Below are 15,696 nucleotides of genomic sequence, written 5' to 3' on the forward strand. Positions count from 1 at the left end.
CGTCAGAGCCGGGTCATCTCAAAAACGAAGAACTCCTGACGACGTGAGTCATCGGTGGCCTCGCAGGCCAACTCCGTCACACTCAGCCCCGCGGCCTGAGCCAGACGCCTCATAGGCTCGATCTCGCCAAAGTTGGATTGCACGAAATAGATGCGGCCTCCCGGCTTCAGATGCCGCCCCACACCTTCGAAGAATCGGGTGTTGGTCTTGAATCCGGTGTCCCATTGGGACATGGCCACCACATCATGGGCCGGCTTGTTCCGGAATGGCAGGTTGGCCGTGATGACGTCGAACTGCTCATCCCCCAACGCGTCGAACAGGTCGGACTGCAACACCTGCATCGTGTCCGCAAAGCCATGCATGCGGGCGTTGTGGGTGGCGCTCTGCACCGCGGCTGGATTGATGTCCAGAGCGACCACCCGACCCGCGCCCCGGTAGCACGCAAAGATGCCGATCACGCCTGAGCCGGTGCCCACGTCGAGCACCTGCTCGCCCGGCGCCACACGGAAGTTCCTGACCAGCGGCAGGCTGTCGGCAAACGGCCAGAAGGTCTCGGGAAAGACCAGGAACTCCTTGTCCAGATAACGGACCGTCCGGCCTTCAGGCTGCACGGATTTGAACAGTTGCTGTCGCTGCATCTGCCACTCATCGGTAAAGCGACTCAAGTCCATCGGCTACCTCCTTGATGACCGCCGTGCACCCTGACCCTTTGCGCGTCATTCACGCGCCATTCACGCGCCCTTCGCGCCTTCGCGCGTCCTCCTCGCCGGAGGCGCTTTGGCATCGAGCATTGCCGGTTTGGATGGAACTGGCAAGGTCTGGCGCGCCAATTTGTTCACAGACTCGCAGACGGTGGGCGTCGCCCTTCGACGCTGATCCAGGCTTCATCGCGATGGCATCCGCTGCCACGCGGCATCACGGTCCTTGCAAGACCCCTGCGGCACCCGTACCATCCATTGGAGCGGATCTAGTCAACACACATCAATCGTGAGAAGAGGGTCGAACGACCCCGATACGTTGGGTGCGGGAGGACCGAAATTGAGTGCGCCACCCCTCACGGGCCGGAGCCTGAATCGCCGTCACGTGACAGGCGTTGCCGCGCTAGCCATGCTCGCTGCCTGGTTCGGCCTGAGCCGCCGCTCCGCCGCCCCACCCCCCGTCACCGAACAGCTCTCGATCGCGCTGCCACAGGCGCCGCACGCCGGACTCATCCACCTTGCGGATGCCAAAGGGCTGTTTCAGGCGTACGGTCTGTCGGTGACCGTGCTGCCGCAAATTCATGGCAAAGCCGCGCTGGCAGAAGTGCTGCGTGGCGGCGCCGATCTTGCAGCCTCGGCCGACGTTCCCCTGGTCATCGAGGTGCTCAAAGATGCGCCGCTGAGCATCGTGACGACGGTAGCCACCGCCTCCAATGAGCTGGCGGTGCTCGCCCGCCGCGACCGCGCGATCAACTCGCCCGCAGACCTGCAGCAGCGACGGGTGGGCGTCACGCTGGGCACCAGCGGTGAATACTTCCTCTGGGCCTTCATGGTGCGCCATCGCCTGGCGCCGCAGTCGCTGGTGCTCGTCGACCTGCCGCCGGGTCGCCTGGTCGCTGCCTTGCGTGACGGCAGCGTGGATGCCATCGCGGCCTGGCAGCCTGTGCGGCACGAAGCGGAGCAGGCCTTGTCGAGCGTCATCGCCTCGTTCACCGCGCCGGATGCCTACGCCCAGAAATATGCCGTCGTGGGTCGCAGCGACTTCCTCACCAGCCGTGGCGAGGCCTTGCGCCGATTGATGCGGGCCCTGCTGGAGGCCGAGCACTTTGCAGAGACCGAACCCCTGGAGGCGAAGCGCTTGCTGGCCAGCCGCCTGAAATTGAGTCCCGACGCCCTGGAGCCCGCCTGGCAGGCCTTGGATCTGGGGGTGGACCAGCAACAGGATCAACTGATCACGCTCGAAGACGTGGCGACCTGGGCCATGGCCCGCGGCTACGTGCCCGCCCAGCCCATGCCGAACTTCCTGGCTCACCTCAACCTCGACGCGCTCCAGGCGGTGCGACCGGGGCGGGTGACGGTGGTGAGATGAAGATCAGCCACAAGGCTCGCATCGCCGCGGTGCTCATGTTCGGTGCCATGCTGCTGATCGCCGCCAGCATTGCCTGGGCCAATGCGCAGGTGAGCATGGCGGTCGAGCAGCGTCGCCACAGCGCCGAGATCGCCAGCGCGCTCAACGACATGCGCATGGTCTCCTTCGAATACCTGCTCAACCGTCGAGAGCGGGCCCGATTGCAGGAGAAGGCCGTCTGGCAGCGCCTGGAGGGCCTGCTGTCGCAGGCGATCGATGGCGACGACACCACCGCGAAGACACTGGCATCGCTGCGGGCCAACGTCGAGGCCAGCCACAACCTCTTCGTTGAAGTCGATGCGACCCAGGCCGCCGGCACCCCGAATAACGACATCCAGCGGCGCTTCGAAACGCAATTGTCCAATCGGCTGCTGATCATTCAGCAGCGCAGTCTCGTGGATGCGGCCCAGATGATCGAGGACGCGGGCGTCCGGATCGACGACACCCAACGGCGCGTGGTCATCGTCACGGCGTCGGGGCTGATCTTGATGGCGCTGATCACAGCGGCAGCGGTCTGGATTTTCCGGCGCGATGTGCTCAACCCGATCGCCCAACTGGAGCACGCCACCCGAGAGCTGGCCGCCGGCAACTGGTCCTTCGAGCTGAATGTCACCACGGCCGATGAACTCGGCGAGATGGCACGTCGCTTCGATGCGATGACCCGTGCGCTGCGGGAGTCATTCAGCCGGATCGAGCTCAGCAACCGCGAACTCGTCTCACTGAACAGCGAGCTTGAATCATTCAGCTACTCGGTGTCGCACGATCTCCGCAGCCCGCTGCGGAGCATGGACGGCTTCTCGCTGGCCTTGCTCGAGGACTACGGCGACAAGCTCGACGACGAAGCGCGTGACAGTCTGCAGCGCATCCGGGGGGCCAGCCAGCGCATGGGGCGATTGATCGACGAATTGCTCGGCCTGGCTCGGGTGACCCGGGCCGAGTTGCGAATCCAGGACGTGGACATCAGCGCCATGGCGCGCGACATCGCGGCCGATCTGACCCGCACACAGCCACAGCGTCAGGTGCGCTGGGAGATTGAGGATGGCATCCGGGTCCAGGCGGACCGGGAACTGATCCACATCGCCTTGCAGAACCTGCTCGACAACGCCTGGAAATTCACCGGAAAGACCGCCGACGCCGTCATCCGCGTGGGTCAGCGCGTCGAGGGCGGCGACCGAATCTGCTTCGTCTCCGACAACGGTGCAGGCTTTGACATGGCCTATGCCGATCGATTGTTTGGTGCCTTCCAACGCCTCCACCACGAAAGCGATTTTCCGGGCACCGGGGTGGGCCTGGCGATCGTGCAGCGGGTGCTGCGCCGTCATGGCTGGCCGCTCTGGGCCAAGGCGGCCCTCGGCACCGGGGCCAGTTTCTTCTTCCGTATCCAGGAGCACATTGATGAACGACGAGAGCAAAGTCATCCTGCTGGTTGAAGACAACCCGGACGACGTCGCGCTGACGATGCGGGCCTTCAAGCGCAGCCATCTGATGAACCCGGTGGTCGTGGCCCGCGATGGCGTGGAGGCGCTGGATTACCTCTTCGCCCGGGGCGCGCACGCTGGTCGAGCCGGGTCGGCCCTGCCCACGTTGGCCATCCTCGATCTGAAGCTGCCCCGGCTCGACGGGCTGGGCGTCCTCAAGGCACTTCGTGCGGACCCTCGCACTGCCCTGCTGCCGACGGTCATCCTGACCTCGTCGAAGGAAGAACAGGACGTCGTGTCGGGCTACAAGCTCGGTGCCAACAGCTATGTGCGCAAGCCCGTGGACTTCGCCGAGTTTGTCGAGGCAGTCAAGGTGCTCGGCATCTATTGGCTGGCGCTCAATCAAATGCCACCGTGGCCCACCTCGCCATGAATGAAGCACAGCGGATCCGGGTGCTGGCCATCGAGGACTCGGAGAACGATGTCCGCCTGGCCATGAGACTGTTGCGTCGGGCCGGATTCGAGCCGGAGGTGCAGCGGGTCCAGGATCTGCCCGCACTGCAGTCGGCGCTGGTCGAAGGCCCCTGGGACGCAGTGATTTCCGACTTCAGCATGCCCGGCTTCAGCGGGCTGGAGGCGCTCAATGCCTTCCAGACGACAGGGCTGGACATTCCCTTCATCTTCGTCTCCGGCACGATCGGCGAGGAGACGGCGGTCCTGGCAATGAAGGCCGGCGCCAGCGATTACGTGATGAAGGACAACATGAGCCGGCTGGCACCCGTGCTGGAGCGCGAACTGGTTCAGTCCGCCCGCCGCGCGGCCCATCGCGAGGCAGAGGCCGAGCTGAGACGCTTTGAGCAGCAACTGGCCGAAGCGCAGAAGATGGAGTCCCTCGGCACCCTCGCCGGCGGCATCGCCCACGACTTCAACAACATCCTCAGCGCCATTCTTGGCAATGTCGAATTGGCTCGCGGCCACCTCGGCCCGGGTCACCCGGTGCTGACGCTGCTGGGCGAGATCCAGAAGTCCAGCCTTCGGGCGCGCGACATGGTCCGTCAGATCCTGACCTTCAGCCGTCGCGAGTCCCAGCAATTGCGCCATGTGGCCCTGCATCCCATCATCAATGAGACACACGGGCTGCTGCGGGTGACGCTGCCCGCCGGCGTCGACCTCGAATTGAGCCTGAGTGAGGAGCCCCTGCACGTCAACGGCGACGCCACCCAACTCCAGCAGGTGCTGATGAACCTGAGCACCAATGCCTGGCATGCCCTGCCGGGCGAGGTGGGCAAGATCGTGATCGGTCTCGATGAGGTGGAGCTCGACGCGGCCACGGCCCGGGGGCTGTCGGGCTTGCTTGCTGGGCCCCATGCGCACCTGTGGGTCAGCGACACCGGCATCGGCATGGACGAAGCGACACGCAAGCGGATCTTCGAACCCTTCTTCACGACCAAACCCACCGGCAAGGGAACCGGGCTGGGGCTGTCCGTCGTGCATGGCATCGTGGTCGCGCACCAGGGCAGCATCGCGGTGGACAGCACGCCTGGACAGGGCAGCACCTTCCATCTCTACCTGCCGATCGTTCAATCACCAGCGCCGACCGCCTACGTTCATCCCAGCCATGACGAGCTCATTCGCGGGAACAGCGAGCATGTGATCTACCTGGACGATGATGAGACGGTGTCGCTGGTGGTCGTCGGCCTGCTTGAACGCGCCGGCTACCGCTGCAGCAGCTTCACCGACTCTGCTGCAGCGGTCGCCGCCATTGCCGCGTCACCGGATGCCGTGGACCTGTTCGTGACGGACTACAACATGCCCGGGCGCACCGGTCTGGACGTTGCGCGCGAGGTTGCCTTGATCCGTCCTGCACTGCCCATCGTGATCAGCTCCGGCATGATCACCGATGACCTGCGGGAGCGGGCCGCGGAGGCGGGCATCTGCGCGGTACTCGAAAAGGAAGACACCTTCCGCGACATGACCAACCTGGTACGACAGGTATTGGCTTCGAAAACATGACCCTCGGCCGCTGAAACCCGTGGCCCATCCGCGGAGCGGCGAGCCCTGCCGTCCGGGTGTCCCGCCCTCGCGGCCCGACGGTTTCGCGGCACGAGACCACGACTTGGAGACCGTGTCTTGCGCAGCTTTGACCTCTTCAATGGCGATGCCGATGGCCTCTGCGCGCTTCATCAATTGCGCATGGCCGAACCGCGAAGCGCCTGCCTCATCACCGGCGTGAAACGCGATATCGACCTGCTCCGCCATCTACCGGACGAGCCCGCATTGGACGTCACTGCGCTGGATCTCTGCTTCGATCGCAATGTCGACCATGTGCGGCGAGTCCTGGAGACGGGGGGCGAGGTGCAGTATGTCGACCATCATGCGGCCACCCTTCGCTTCGACCATCCTCGCCTCAAGGCGTGCATCGACCCGTCGCCCGATGTCTGCACCGCCTTGCTGGTGGACCGGCGCCTCGACGGCCGCTATCGCGATTGGGCCATCACGGCGGCCTTCGGCGACAACCTGATCCCTGTGGCTCAGCGACTCGCGCAAGCGCAGGGGCACGGCGATGAGGCGACGCATCGCCTGCGTCACCTGGGTCTGCTGCTCAACTACAACGCCTACGGCGAGACGGTGCAGGACCTGCACATCCCGCCCCTGGCGTTGTATGAGGCGCTGCAGGGCTTTGAAAGTCCCTTCGATTTCATCGACGGCGCGGCGCACTACGTGGCGCTGGACCAGGGATACCGTGAAGACCAGCAGCAGGCGAGCGCGCTACGGCCGCATCGCTCGACGCCCGATGGCGCGCTTTATCTGCTCCCGGCGGCTGCCTGGGCACGCCGGCTTTGCGGCACGCTGGCCAATGCGCTGGCGGCGCAATGTCCCACTGCCTGCGTCGCCATGCTGACCGGTCGACCGGAAGGCGGCTACCTGGTGAGCGTACGTACCCATGGCGGCATTGGCGCCGACGTGCTGTGCCGGCGCTATGCCGGCGGCAACGGTCGCGCGGGTGCTGCCGGCATCGACAGGCTTCCCGAGGCTGAGCTGGACCGTTTCATCGCGGATTATTTTCAGCACATCGAGCGGGGCACCTGATGGCCATGACCGCGCCAGGCCAGGCGTCGTCCTGACGCAGCCACCGCCGTTGACAGCGCCGCTTCGGCGCTGCGGCAATCACGCTTTGAGGCGTCAGCGATCATCCCTGAGGGGGCGCGAGCCATAGCGGCTCATCACCGACCACACCCCACGCCATCAGATCCGCCGCATCCTCCCCCGACCCCGCCGCATCCGCCATCGACCTCACCGATCGCCGCCCTCCCCGGCGCCCTACGATCTGCCTCGAGGCCCCGTCCCATCGGGGTTCTTGCGCCGCCGCGCTTCATCGGTCCCACCAGGAAGAAGGTCATGGACATGAGCCCGCCCTCCGCCAGCCCTGCACGGCAAGTCGATGCCTCCAGCCCGCTGCACCCGGGCTCCGACGCCTTCAGATCCTGGGCCGGGGTGTTGGTGCTGTTGATGGTGCTCGCCATGCCGGTCGCCTGCTATCGCGCCATGGCGGCGGGACACCACGCCCTGGCCTGGATCGGCGCCATGGCGCTGCTCGTGGCCGTGGCTGCGCTGGTCGGCCGCGGTACGCTGGGTCTGTGGCGCGGCGTGCTGATCGATGAGCGCAACCTGATGAGCCTCTCACGGTTCCAGTTGCTGCTGTGGAGCGTGCTCATCTTGTCCGGCTTCCTGGCGGCCACGCTCTACAACGTCTTCATCGGCAGCGACGACCCGTTGGCGGTGGCCATCCCCACGGAGCTCTGGATGCTGATGGGCGTGAGCACCACCTCGATGGTCGGCAGTCCGTTGCTGCTGGGACAGAAAGCGCAGAAAGACACCGTCGCCGCGCATGTCGAACAGGTGAAGCAGCAGGTGGTCGCCGACGGTGGGGACCGGCGCGATGTGGTGGCCCAGGGCCAGTTGATGACCAACGCCCGCCCCCAGCAGGCGCAATGGACCGACATGTTCACCGGCGAAGAAGCCGGCAACTGGTTTCATGTCGACATGGCGCAGTTGCAGATGTTCTTTTTCACCTTGGCCATCGCCATGGCCTATGCCAGCGTCCTGTGCCAGCTGCTGGTCACGCCGCCGGCCGGTGGCCTGCACCAACTGCCGCCGATCGATGCCAGCGCCGTGGCGCTGCTGAGCATCAGCCATGCGGGCTTTCTGGCCAACAAGGCGGTGCCGCGACTAGGCGCTGCGTCGACGGATCAGATCGCCGCATGAGCCTGCCCGCCGTCCGCTGTCACCGCCAGCGACACAGCACCGATGCGGCGAATCAGCCCAGGCGCCGCTGGGCCATCTCCCGGCCCATCGCCGCCTCATCAGCGGCGTCCAGGCCATGGCTCGCTGCGGGAAAGGCCACCTGCTCTTCCAGCGCCAAGTGCGCGCGGTATCGCGACACATACCGATGCGCCAGATCGGTCGGCCACACCGGGGTCCCGCCGTCGCGGATCGCGATCAGCGTGTTCCGCAGCAGCTGCCAATCCTGCTGCATCGCGTCGTGGTCGTCATGCAGCCGATCAGCCAGTGCCTGCAGGTCTGGCAGGCCGCTTTCACGCAGGCGCGGCAGCACGTGGCGCGCTTCATCCTCGTGATGCGAGGGGCCGGCGATGTCGAAGTAGCGAAGGATGTCGGTGGCGGCACTGCGGGCCTGATCGGTCACGCCTTGCGCGGCGAGGTGCGACTGCAGGCGGACGATCAGGTCCAAGGTGCGACGCACGCGGTCGTGGCAGGCCGCCAGCATCGCCATCGGCGCCTCAAAGCCCACGCCGGGGCCGGAATACAGCTCATCGAGTCTCACCGTCTGGCCTTGACACCGCCCGGCAGCAGCGCACCGCGCACCGCACTCACCGAGTCGGACCATTGTAGAAATGAAGGCCGGGGCCTCTTGCAAAGACCCCGGCCTTCTCGGCGCTTGCGTTCACCGGGCTGACGCGCTGTCGGTCAGCACCGCGACACGACGCGCTACTTCACGCTCACAAAGATCGGGTTCGAATAGAACCACAGGCTGCCATAGTTGCGGTCATTGATCTGGTCATGCCGCGTCGCGTTGTCGGTGGTGCTCACCCGCGGGTCGGCCAGCGGCTCGCCGCCAGCGCTCAGGCCGGCCACATCCTCGGCCAGGTTGGTGCCACGCAGCCGGAAGTACTGGCTCTTGCTCGCCGTCAGCGTGGTGGTGATGCTGTAGTAGCCGTCCGATCCCAAGGTCCAGTCCGCACTGGTGAAGCGCTTCAGGACGCGGGTCGACGGATTCGTCGCCACGTCATAGGCCGGCGTGCCGGGTACGGCCTTGGCGCCCACATCGCCCACGATCAGATCGACGTGATGCACCTTCGGCACCATGTTGCCGGTATTGCCGCTGTTCACCGGACGCTGGTAGTTGTTGACCGGCGGGCTCTTGAAACGGATCTTGACCGTGACGGTCTGGCCCGCGTTCGCCACCAGCTCCTGCCCCATGGCGGCCGTGCCGGCGCTGCCGCTCGCGGTGAAGTCCAGCGCATTGATCAGGTCGCCGAAGACGCCGAAGCTGCGACCCGCGCGCAGGCTGTTCAGCAGGCCGGCCATGCCCACACTGTCCTTGGACTGCCAGACGTAGTTCTTCGCATACTCGCCGGGGTAGTAGCCGCTGCTGTTGCCGGCGGCATCGATCTCGAAGTGCGAGTCCGAGTTGGCGACGTTCCAGATGCGGCGTCCCTCGCCCAGCAACGCGTCCCACACGCCGCCGAGCTGCGCCACCACGTAGTCGGTGCCGCCGTAGGTGCGATTGGGTTTGTTGGCATCAATGTAGGCGGAGGTATAGCCGCCGCGGTCTGGCTCCATTTGATTGCCGACCATGCCTTCAATCGCGAACACGATCTTCGGGGCCAGGTCATTCATCTGCCGGAAGTCGGCAATGGTGTATTTGCCGGGATTGCGCGACGGATGATTGATCAACGCATAGCTGCTGTCCGGATAGTTCTCCTTGAGCCAGGCGATGCCCTTGAGCGCATCCGCCGCCGTGGTGTTGGTGCGCTGGCTGTATTTGGCCTTCCAGCGGGCCACGTCCTCTGCCTTGAACAGAGACTCGTCACCGGTGGTGAAGACGTACTGGAATTCCTGGGCGGCGCGGGCCGAGCTGGTCAGCGTGGCGCTGCCGTCGAAGATGCCGATGCCCATGTGGTCATGGGTGGGCGTGTCCCACTCGAAGCCGGAGAAGATCAGCTTCTTGTCATAGGTGCCGGCACTTTGCAGCGCCTTGACGCGGGGCAGCTCGTAGGCATCCATGCCGTAGCCAAAGGCCACCGGCGCAGCCAGCAGAGTGCCGTTGTTGTCGTACTTGGACGAACGCAGGTGATTGGTCACCGCCATCCAGTCCAGGCCGTGGGTCGCGAAGGCCTTGCCCAGCACGAAGTCCAAGGTCTGCGTGGTGCGCGAGTCATCCGATTGCACGGTGTGGACATGCAGATCGCCGGTCGTCCAGGCGCCGGCTTCAGGCTCGGTGCCGCTGCTGCCGCCGCCGCCGCCGCAGGCGGCCAGTGTCGCCAGGCCGAGCAGCCCCAGCAGGCCGGTCAGGGGCAACGGAGAAAGGAAACGGCCACGCCGGGCCTTGGAGTCAATGCGGACGTTCGTCACGGGTCAGGCGCAGCGGATGCGCTGCGGGTCAGGGAGGAGCCCGCGAGTCTGTCGATGCGCAGTGACGAAACCATGACCTTCGCCGCCACGTTGCCCGCCGATCGCCCCGTTGTGCGTGGCGCGGTGCGCTCTGTTCGCCGCGCCAGCGGCTTCGCGACGCCCTCATCCTCACTCGACCGTTCAAGCCGGCCAGGCCGGTTGCCGAAAGGCCTCGGCGAGAAAATCGATCGCGGCGCGCACCTTCGGCGAGAGGTGCTTGCGACTGGGATACACGACATACACGCCCAGTTCGATGGAGCGGTACTCCGGCAGCACCTCCACCAGCGCGCCGGAGAGCAGGTCTTCGCCGACGAGGAAGGTCGGCTGCAGCACCAGACCACGCCCTTGGCGCGCAGCGGCGCAGCAGGTGACGCCGCTGTTGGTGCGCATCCGGGGCGAGACCTTCACCGTCACCGGTCCGTTGGGGCCATCGAACTGCCATTGGTCGCCAGTGGCCAGCAGGTTGTAGGCGAGCACCTCATGGGCGGACAGCTCGGCCGGATGGGTCGGCGTGCCCCGGCGCGCCAGATACTCCGGCGACGCGCACAGCACCAGGCGGGTGCTGGCCAGCTTGCGCGAGACCAGCGAAGAACTGGGCAACTGGGCAATCCGCACGGCCAGGTCGTAGCCCTCCTCCACCAGATCTACCACCCGTTCGGACAGGGAGATCTCCAGCGCCACCTTGGGATGCAGTTGCATGAAGGCCGGCCACAACGCCGCCAGGTAGGCCATGCCAAAGCTCACCGGCACATTCGCTCGCAACAGGCCGATCGCCTCGCCCGCATGGGCAGTGATTTCCGCCTCGGCCGCCTCCAGGCCCTCCAGCAACTCCTTGCACCGCTCCAGAAACACCTCACCCTCTTCGGTCAGCGACAGCCGGCGCGTCGTGCGGTGCAGCAGCCGCACGCCCAGTCGCTCTTCCAACTCCCCCACCAGCCGCGACACCGCTGTCTTGGAGGTCTCCAGCGCCTGCGCCGCCTTCACAAAGCTGCCACTGTCCACGACCGCCGCGAACGCGCGCATTTCCTGGAACTTGTCCATTCGATTCTCCCGAATATCGAGACAGTCTATCCACGAACCAGCGGTTTATCTCGAAATCCGCAACTTCTAGAGTTCATCCATCGCAGCAACGGGCTGCGAACTTCCAAGGTCAAATCATGCAAATCACTGTGATCGGCGCCGGCAACATGGGCGGAGCCTTCGTCAAGCAACTCGTCCGGGCAGGCCATCAAGTCAAGGTGACCGCGCGCAGTGCGGTCAAGGCGGAGCAAGTCGCCGCGGCCCATCCGGGCGCCACTGCGGTCGCGCTCCAAGGCGCTGCCGACGGCGCGGATGCCGTCGTGCTGGCCACCGGCTACGCCGATGCGGTCGAGGCACTGCGAGGCGTGGGGGCGCTGCAAGGCAAGCCCGTCATCGACATCACCAACCCGCTCACCGCCGACTTCATGGGTCTGACCCTGGGTCACACCACCTCAGCCGCGGAAGAAATTGCCAAGGCCGTGCCTGGCGCCGAGATCGTCAAGGGCTTCAACACCGTCTTCGCCCAGGTGTTGGCCGAGGGCGCCGATTTCGGCAACGGCCGCAAGGTCGATGTTTTCCTGGCCAGCGACAGTGCCGCTGCAAAGCAGACCGCTCGCAGCCTCGCCGAAAGCATGGGCTTCCATGTCGTCGATGCCGGCGGCCTGAAGAACGCCCGCTACCTGGAGCCGGTGGCCGGCTTCAACATCTACCTGGGCTACGGCGCCGGCTTGGGCACCGCCATCGCACCGGTGTGGATCCACAAGGCCTGACCCTCGTCGTCAGACCCGCCCCGCACCCGCCGCCGGCCTGGCCGGCGGCCCACAGCCACCTCCCACGCGCTCACGACACGGTCCGGACGTCATCGCCCCCGGCCCGCCGTGATCGCGCCTGATCGCCACACGACGCCATGTCCCGCATGCCCACCGCCTTCCTGTCGCACGGCGCCCCGTCCTTTGCGCTGGAGCCTGGTGTCGCTGGGGCACACCTCGGCGCACTGGGGAAGACCTTGCCTCGCCCGGAGGCGGTGCTGATCGTCTCGCCGCATTGGATGACGCCGCAGCCGGGCGTCGGCCTGGCGAGCCGGCCGGAAACCATTCACGACTTCGGCGGCTTCAGCCCGGCGCTGCGACGCGTCCACTATCCCGCCCCTGGCCATCCCGCCCTCGCAGCCCGGACGATCGACGTGCTTCGCCAGGCGGGCTGGGCCCCGCGCGGCTACGACGATCGCGGTCTTGATCACGGCGCCTGGGTGCCGATGCTTCACCTGTTTCCGCAGGCCGACGTGCCGGTGTTCCAGGTGTCGCTGCCCACGAAGCTCGACGCCGAACGCGCCTGGGCCTTCGGCACCGCGCTCGCGCCGCTGGCCGACGAGGGCGTGATGGTCATCGGCTCAGGCAGCCTCACCCACAACCTGTTCGAGTTCATGCATCGCGCCGTGGAAGACGAGCCCTACGTCCGACAGTTCACCGACTGGGTCCGGGACGCCGTCCTGCGTGGAGACCATGCCCGCCTGCGCCGCACCCTGACGGAGGCACCGCATGCGCGGCGCGCCCATCCCACCGACGAACACTTTCTGCCGTTGCTGATTGCCGCCGCCGCCTCGCAGGCGTCCCACGATGTGCGCGTGATCGACGGCGGCATCACGCACGGCGTGCTGTCGATGGACGGTTTCGTGTTCCACGCCCCACCGGCCGCATGAATCACACAAGCCGCACGAGCCGCGGAGTTTCGCCATGAACAACGACCTTCTGATCCAACAACCTTCGACCCCCACGCAGGGCCATCCCGGCACGCAGCTGCTGTTGATGTTCCACGGCGTTGGTGCCGATCCGCAGGGCCTGGTCGGGCTGGGAGAGCAGCTGGCCACCGCCCTTCCCCAGGCCTGGATCGTCAGCATCCGTTCGCCGCAGGTCAGCGACCTGGGACGCGGCTGGCAATGGTTCTCGGTGCTCGGCATCACCGAGGAGAACCGCCCCGCCCGCATCGCCGCGGCCATGCCACTGTTCAAGCAGACCCTCGCCCGCTGGCAGGCCCGTGCCGGTGTGCCGCCCGAACGCACCGCGCTGCTGGGCTTCTCGCAAGGCGCCAACATGGCACTGGCCTGCACGCAGGAACCCGAGATGCTGGCCAGCAAGGTCATCGCCATCGCCGGCCGCTATGCCACCCTGCCGACCCGCGGCCACCCCCAGCAGCAGGTGCATCTGCTGCATGGCGACCGCGATCCCATCATGCCGGTGGCGCATTCGATCGACGCTTCCGCGCAGCGCAAGCAGTTGGGACTGCCCGTCACCCTGGACGTCTTCTCCGACCTCGCCCATGCGATCGACGAGCGCGTGGTGAACACGCTGCGCAACTACCTTGCCGCGCCCTGAGGCCGCCACACCGAAGCCGCCACACGCTGCCGTGCGCAGGCATCCCTTTCTCCATCCCACCATCAATCAACAAGGAGTACCCCCATGAGCCAAGATCAGCACGACGACGTCACCTTCGCGTCCCGCCGAGGCCTTCTCAAATATGCTGGCGCGGGCGTCGCCGCCGTGGCGCTGGCCTCCAAGGCCGGTGCGCAGGTGGCCGAGGAAGCGAACACCCCGGTGCTGACGTTGAGCCGCAAGGGCATCGACAAAGCCCTGAAGGTGGTCAACATCGACCTGCTGGAGGAAGCCGCCTGCAAGAACTATTCGGAAGGCGTGCAGGCCTTCGTGCGCAATGGTTCCGGCCGGCAGTGGACGCTGCACGAAAACCAGCGGGCCTGGGGCGACTATGTCTTCACGCCCCATCGGATGAACGGCATCGTGCGCGACAAGATCGATCTGTCGGTCGATCTGCTTGGAATGAGGCTGCCGCATCCATTCATCATCACGCCCTTCGGCAGCCACGGGTTGCACCATCCACTGGCGGAGATCGCCACCGTTCGCGGCGCCAGCAAGAGTGGGGGGCTGGCCTGCGTGTCGAGCGCCTCCACCGCCTCGATGGAAGACATCATGAAGGCCTCGGACACCCCCAAGTTGTTCCAGATCTACCTGGACATCGACGAAGGACGCAGCCGGGAGATGCTGCAGCGCGCGCGGTCGGCGGGCTTCAAGGCCATCATCCTCACGGTGGACGCCATCGGCCAGGGCTCGTCGGATGAATACGTGCGGCTCGGTCATCCGCGCCCGTGGCTGCCTTACGGCAACTACGCCGCCGGCGAATCGCCCACCTTCAAGACCGACCTGTCGTGGAAGGATGTGGAGATGATCCGCAAGGTGACCGGCCTGCCCGTCATCGTCAAGGGCATCACCCGTGCAGAAGACGCCGTGGCCGCCGTCAAGGCGGGCGCGGCGGCGGTGCAGGTCTCCAACCACGGCGGTCGAGCGCTGGACGGCACCCCCGCGTCCATCTCCGCCCTGCCCGCGATCGCCGATGCCATCCAGGGCCACGTGCCGATCATCCTCGACAGCGGCATCCGGCGCGGCACCGACGTGGTCAAGGCCCTGGCCATGGGCGCCACCGCAGTGGCCATCGGCCGGCCCATCATGTACGGTCTGAACCTTGGCGGCGCGAGCGGCGTGGACAGCGTGCTGGCCTACTTCCGGCGTGAGACCGTTGACACCACCCTGCATTGCGGCGTGAACGCCGTCTCCAAACTGGGCCGTGCGCACGTGCGTCACGTCTGAATCCGAACACCCACACTCGTCAATCCATCCCTTCCACGCTCCCTCCACCACGACGAACCATCCTCATGACCCCCTACCAAAAAATCGCCCTCGTCACCGGTGCCACCCGCGGCATCGGCCTTGAAACCAGCCGCCAGCTCGCGCAAGCCGGTGTGCGCGTGCTGTTGGCCGGCCGCAATCTGGCGTCGGCCACGCAAGCCGCTGCGGCCCTTCAAGCGGACGGCCTGGCCGTCGAACCCCTGGCGCTGGACGTGACGGACAGCGCCGCCATTGCCGCTGCCGCCGCCCAGGTGAAGGCCACCTACGGCCGACTGGACATCCTGGTCAACAACGCCGGCGTGCTGCTGGACGCGATGGACCGCAAGCCCTCCGAGCAGACACTCCAGGTCTGGCGTGACACCTTCGACACCAACGTCTTCGCCGTTGTCGAAGTCACCCAGGCCTTCCTGCCGCTGCTCAAGGCCGCGCAGTCCGGTCGCATCGTCAACGTCTCCAGCCAGTTGGGCTCCTTTGCTCTTCACGTCGATCCCGCCTCACCCATCTACGGCTTCAAGATCCCCGCCTACGACGCCTCCAAGAGCGTGGTGAACGCCTGGACCGTCCACCTGGCCTACGAGCTGCAGGGCTCCTCGGTGAAGGTCAATGCCATCCACCCGGGCTATGTGATGACCGACATGAATGGCGGCCACGGCGAGCTGGATGTGCCCGCCGGTGCCAAGAGCAGCGTGCAGATGGCGCTGCTGGACGAGTCCGGCCCCTCCGGCACCTTCACCCACATGGGCAAGACCCTGCCCTGGTAAGCC

General features: G+C 66.2%; 15 protein-coding genes. 11 read left to right on the forward strand and 4 right to left on the reverse strand.

Going from position 1 to position 15,696, the window contains the following annotated elements:
- Positions 1-2: 2 nt before the first annotated feature.
- Positions 3-671: a methyltransferase gene (locus N4261_RS15700; protein WP_261756224.1), complete on the reverse strand. Its 669-nt coding sequence runs from the start codon at positions 669-671 to the stop codon at positions 3-5.
- Positions 672-1,107: 436 nt separating this feature from the next.
- On the opposite strand from N4261_RS15700, the gene N4261_RS15705 reads away from it, so the two are divergent.
- From N4261_RS15705 to N4261_RS15730, 6 genes are all read left to right on the forward strand, one after another.
- Positions 1,108-2,067, forward strand: a complete 960-nt coding sequence (locus N4261_RS15705) for an ABC transporter substrate-binding protein (protein ID WP_261756225.1) — start codon at positions 1,108-1,110, stop codon at positions 2,065-2,067.
- Positions 2,064-3,536, forward strand: a complete 1,473-nt coding sequence (locus N4261_RS15710; RefSeq protein WP_261756226.1) for a sensor histidine kinase — start codon at positions 2,064-2,066, stop codon at positions 3,534-3,536. The genes N4261_RS15705 and N4261_RS15710 overlap by 4 nt, the downstream gene beginning before the upstream one ends.
- Positions 3,502-3,957, forward strand: a complete 456-nt coding sequence (locus N4261_RS15715; protein ID WP_261756227.1) for a response regulator — start codon at positions 3,502-3,504, stop codon at positions 3,955-3,957. The genes N4261_RS15710 and N4261_RS15715 overlap by 35 nt, the downstream gene beginning before the upstream one ends.
- Entirely contained in the window at positions 3,954-5,537 is a 1,584-nt protein-coding gene (locus N4261_RS15720; RefSeq protein WP_261756228.1) for a hybrid sensor histidine kinase/response regulator, read from the forward strand. The genes N4261_RS15715 and N4261_RS15720 overlap by 4 nt, the downstream gene beginning before the upstream one ends.
- A 117-nt stretch (positions 5,538-5,654) precedes the next feature.
- Positions 5,655-6,614, forward strand: coding sequence for a hypothetical protein (locus N4261_RS15725; RefSeq protein ID WP_261756229.1), 960 nt, complete (start codon positions 5,655-5,657; stop codon positions 6,612-6,614).
- Positions 6,615-6,929: 315 nt separating this feature from the next.
- Positions 6,930-7,790 (forward strand): hypothetical protein, encoded by an 861-nt coding sequence (locus tag N4261_RS15730; protein WP_261756231.1) that lies wholly within the window; start codon positions 6,930-6,932, stop codon positions 7,788-7,790.
- A gap of 52 nt (positions 7,791-7,842) precedes the next feature.
- Here the strand turns inward: N4261_RS15730 and N4261_RS15735 are convergent, their stop codons facing one another.
- From N4261_RS15735 to N4261_RS15745, 3 genes are all read right to left on the reverse strand, one after another.
- The gene (locus N4261_RS15735) at positions 7,843-8,367 is read right to left on the reverse strand and encodes a hemerythrin domain-containing protein (protein ID WP_261756232.1); all 525 of its coding nucleotides are present in this window, start codon (positions 8,365-8,367) and stop codon (positions 7,843-7,845) included.
- Between the two features lie 164 nt (positions 8,368-8,531).
- Positions 8,532-10,178, reverse strand: a complete 1,647-nt coding sequence (locus tag N4261_RS15740; RefSeq protein ID WP_261756233.1) for a CehA/McbA family metallohydrolase domain-containing protein — start codon at positions 10,176-10,178, stop codon at positions 8,532-8,534.
- A gap of 180 nt (positions 10,179-10,358) precedes the next feature.
- Positions 10,359-11,258: a LysR family transcriptional regulator gene (locus tag N4261_RS15745; RefSeq protein ID WP_261756234.1), complete on the reverse strand. Its 900-nt coding sequence runs from the start codon at positions 11,256-11,258 to the stop codon at positions 10,359-10,361.
- A gap of 116 nt (positions 11,259-11,374) precedes the next feature.
- Between N4261_RS15745 and N4261_RS15750 the strand changes: the two genes are divergently transcribed.
- The 5 genes from N4261_RS15750 to N4261_RS15770 all read left to right on the forward strand — a co-directional run bounded on the left by N4261_RS15750 (position 11,375) and on the right by N4261_RS15770 (position 15,693).
- Positions 11,375-12,007 (forward strand): NADPH-dependent F420 reductase, encoded by a 633-nt coding sequence (locus N4261_RS15750; protein ID WP_261756235.1) that lies wholly within the window; start codon positions 11,375-11,377, stop codon positions 12,005-12,007.
- A gap of 137 nt (positions 12,008-12,144) precedes the next feature.
- Positions 12,145-12,936, forward strand: coding sequence for a dioxygenase family protein (locus N4261_RS15755; protein WP_261756236.1), 792 nt, complete (start codon positions 12,145-12,147; stop codon positions 12,934-12,936).
- 34 nt (positions 12,937-12,970) lie between these two features.
- Entirely contained in the window at positions 12,971-13,609 is a 639-nt protein-coding gene (ypfH, locus tag N4261_RS15760; RefSeq protein WP_261756237.1) for an esterase, read from the forward strand.
- 84 nt (positions 13,610-13,693) lie between these two features.
- Positions 13,694-14,893, forward strand: a complete 1,200-nt coding sequence (locus N4261_RS15765; protein WP_261756238.1) for an alpha-hydroxy-acid oxidizing protein — start codon at positions 13,694-13,696, stop codon at positions 14,891-14,893.
- A gap of 65 nt (positions 14,894-14,958) precedes the next feature.
- Positions 14,959-15,693 carry an SDR family oxidoreductase gene (locus N4261_RS15770; protein ID WP_261756239.1) on the forward strand — a complete coding sequence of 245 codons (735 nt, stop codon included), beginning with the start codon at positions 14,959-14,961 and terminating at the stop codon, positions 15,691-15,693.
- Positions 15,694-15,696 lie beyond the last annotated feature (3 nt).

The organism is Roseateles amylovorans (genome assembly GCF_025398155.2).
GTDB classification, from domain to species: Bacteria; Pseudomonadota; Gammaproteobacteria; order Burkholderiales; family Burkholderiaceae_C; genus Roseateles; species Roseateles amylovorans.

Bases quoted from the DNA above. Each gene is read 5' to 3' on its own strand.
- N4261_RS15700 (WP_261756224.1), bottom strand. From the start codon at position 671: ATGGACTTGAGTCGCTTTACCGATGAGTGGCAGATGCAGCGACAGCAA.
- N4261_RS15705 (WP_261756225.1), top strand. From the start codon at position 1,108: ATGCTCGCTGCCTGGTTCGGCCTGAGCCGCCGCTCCGCCGCCCCACCC.
- N4261_RS15710 (WP_261756226.1), top strand. From the start codon at position 2,064: ATGAAGATCAGCCACAAGGCTCGCATCGCCGCGGTGCTCATGTTCGGT.
- N4261_RS15715 (WP_261756227.1), top strand. From the start codon at position 3,502: ATGAACGACGAGAGCAAAGTCATCCTGCTGGTTGAAGACAACCCGGAC.
- N4261_RS15720 (WP_261756228.1), top strand. From the start codon at position 3,954: ATGAATGAAGCACAGCGGATCCGGGTGCTGGCCATCGAGGACTCGGAG.
- N4261_RS15730 (WP_261756231.1), top strand. From the start codon at position 6,930: ATGAGCCCGCCCTCCGCCAGCCCTGCACGGCAAGTCGATGCCTCCAGC.
- N4261_RS15745 (WP_261756234.1), bottom strand. From the start codon at position 11,258: ATGGACAAGTTCCAGGAAATGCGCGCGTTCGCGGCGGTCGTGGACAGT.
- N4261_RS15750 (WP_261756235.1), top strand. From the start codon at position 11,375: ATGCAAATCACTGTGATCGGCGCCGGCAACATGGGCGGAGCCTTCGTC.
- N4261_RS15755 (WP_261756236.1), top strand. From the start codon at position 12,145: ATGTCCCGCATGCCCACCGCCTTCCTGTCGCACGGCGCCCCGTCCTTT.
- ypfH (WP_261756237.1), top strand. From the start codon at position 12,971: ATGAACAACGACCTTCTGATCCAACAACCTTCGACCCCCACGCAGGGC.
- N4261_RS15765 (WP_261756238.1), top strand. From the start codon at position 13,694: ATGAGCCAAGATCAGCACGACGACGTCACCTTCGCGTCCCGCCGAGGC.
- N4261_RS15770 (WP_261756239.1), top strand. From the start codon at position 14,959: ATGACCCCCTACCAAAAAATCGCCCTCGTCACCGGTGCCACCCGCGGC.